Genomic DNA, 2,038 nt, shown 5'->3' with positions numbered 1-2,038 from the left:
CGATAAAACCCCAAGCATGAAGCTGGATCGGCGTTACCACTGCTTCGGCTGCGGTACGGATGGGGATGTGATTGATTTTGCCGCCGCTCTGTATGGGCTGGGAAAGAAAGAAGCCGCCGTACAACTGGCACAGGACTTTGGAATTTCCTATGAGGACTGGAAGCCGCCGGGAAAGGTAAAAAAGCCCAAGCCCCGGCAGAAATCCCCGGAGGAACAGTTTCAGGAAGCAAAGAACCGCTGCTCCCGTATCCTTGCCGATTATCTCCACCTGCTTAGGGCATGGAGAAAGGATTATGTCCCGCACTCCCCGGAGGAAGCCTTTCATCCCCGGTTTGTGGAAGCCTTACAGAAGCAAGCCCAAGTGGAATATCTGCTGGATGTGCTGCTGTTCGGGGAGACAGAGGAAAAAGCGGCTTTGATTACGGACTACGGAAAGGATGTGATACAGCTTGAACAACGAATGGCAGAGTTTGCAGCCGCAGACGCAGCAAGAACTAAAAAACACCATGAACGCCATGCAGCCGCCACAGAGCGTTGAGGAAATCAAGGCGGGGCTGGAAACTACCGAGAAAGGCGGTGTCCGTCAGAGCATACGGAACTGCCTGACCGTATTCCAGCGTGACCCGCTGCTTTCCGGGGCTATCGCATACAACATCCTGACCGACCGCAAGGACATCATAAAGCCCATCGGCTTCCACAGGGAAAGCACCGCCCTGAACGATACAGATATGAAGTATCTGCTTCTCTATCTGGAAGAAACCTACGGGCTTACCAATGAGAAAAAGATTGATAACGCCATCGGGATTGTGGCGAATGAAAACAAGTACCACCCCATCCGGGATTATTTAAGTTCCCTTGTGTGGGACGGGACAGAGCGAATCCGCTTCTGCCTGCGGCACTTTCTGGGGGCTGACGCAGACGATTACACCTATGAAGCATTGAAGCTGTTCCTGCTGGGTGCAATCTCACGAGCCTTTCAGCCGGGGTGCAAGTTTGAAATCATGCTCTGTCTGGTCGGCGGTCAGGGGGCTGGCAAGTCCACTTTCTTCCGTCTGCTGGCAGTCCGGGACGAGTGGTTCTCCGATGATTTGCGGAAGCTGGACGATGACAATGTGTACCGCAAGCTGCAAGGTCACTGGATTATCGAAATGTCGGAAATGATGGCAGCCGCCAACGCCAAGAGCATTGAGGAAATCAAGTCATTTTTAAGCCGACAGAAAGAGGTTTACAAGATACCCTATGAAACCCACCCAGCAGACCGCCCCCGTCAGTGCGTGTTTGGCGGCACTTCCAATGCCCTTGACTTCCTGCCCCTTGACCGTTCCGGCAACCGCCGCTTTATCCCCGTCATGGTGTACCCGGAGCAAGCCGAGGTTCACATTTTGGAGGACGAAGCCGCTTCCAGAGCCTATATCGAGCAGATGTGGGCAGAAGCGATGGAAATTTACAGAAGCGGCAGGTTCAAGCTGGCTTTCAGCCCTGCCATGCAGCGGTATCTCAAAGAACACCAGCGGGATTTTATGCCGGAGGACACCAAAGCCGGGATGATACAGGCGTATCTTGATAAGTACACCGGGAGCATGGTCTGTTCCAAGCAGCTCTACAAGGAAGCCTTAAACCATGCCTTTGACGAGCCGAAGCAATGGGAAATCCGGGAAATCAACGAGATTATGAATCAGTGTATTTCCGGCTGGCGGTACTTCCCGAACCCAAGAATGTTTTCCGAATATGGCAGACAAAAGGGCTGGGAGCGTGAAAACCCGGCAACGGACTTATGCAACCCGTCTGAAAAAACGAGGGATGGTTTTGTGGAGGTCTCAGAACAGATGGAGCTTCCATTCTGAAAATGACAGCCCGTTGCACCCCCTGTTGCTATCCCGTTGCCGAGCCGGTTGCCGGGGAAAATCCCTTATTTCTGGGCTTTTCTCCCCTATGACAACCAAAACAACAGAAAAATAAAAGAAAAGTATAAATAGTAACCATCGCCAGATTGAGATTGTTTGCAAGGTCTTTTGAAGCCCGTTGCCGGACTTCGTTG

3 protein-coding genes are annotated in these 2,038 nt (G+C 52.4%); 2 read left to right on the top strand and 1 reads right to left on the bottom strand.

All coding sequences use genetic code 11. The features are described 5' to 3' along the window. A partial coding sequence (locus LI164_RS15530) for a CHC2 zinc finger domain-containing protein (protein WP_227087372.1) occupies nucleotides 1-538 on the top strand: 538 nt, incomplete at its 5' end. Continuing rightward, nucleotides 507-1,844: a virulence-associated E family protein gene (locus tag LI164_RS15525; RefSeq protein ID WP_227087373.1), complete on the top strand. Its 1,338-nt coding sequence runs from the start codon at nucleotides 507-509 to the stop codon at nucleotides 1,842-1,844. The genes LI164_RS15530 and LI164_RS15525, both read left to right, overlap by 32 nt. Before the next feature lie 28 nt (nucleotides 1,845-1,872). Here the strand turns inward: LI164_RS15525 and LI164_RS16415 are convergent. Next, a partial coding sequence (locus LI164_RS16415) for a tweety protein (RefSeq protein WP_334301063.1) occupies nucleotides 1,873-2,038 on the bottom strand: 166 nt, incomplete at its 5' end.

Source organism: Dorea sp. 210702-DFI.3.125 (assembly GCF_020560945.1).
GTDB classification, from domain to species: Bacteria; Bacillota; Clostridia; order Lachnospirales; family Lachnospiraceae; genus Dorea; species Dorea formicigenerans.
Note: the sequence above shows the minus strand (reverse complement) of the source record. Positions and strands in the feature narration are given on the sequence as shown.

Coding starts and splice junctions, on each gene's coding strand:
- LI164_RS15525 (WP_227087373.1), top strand. CDS start 507: ATGAACGCCATGCAGCCGCCACAGAGCGTTGAGGAAATCAAGGCGGGG.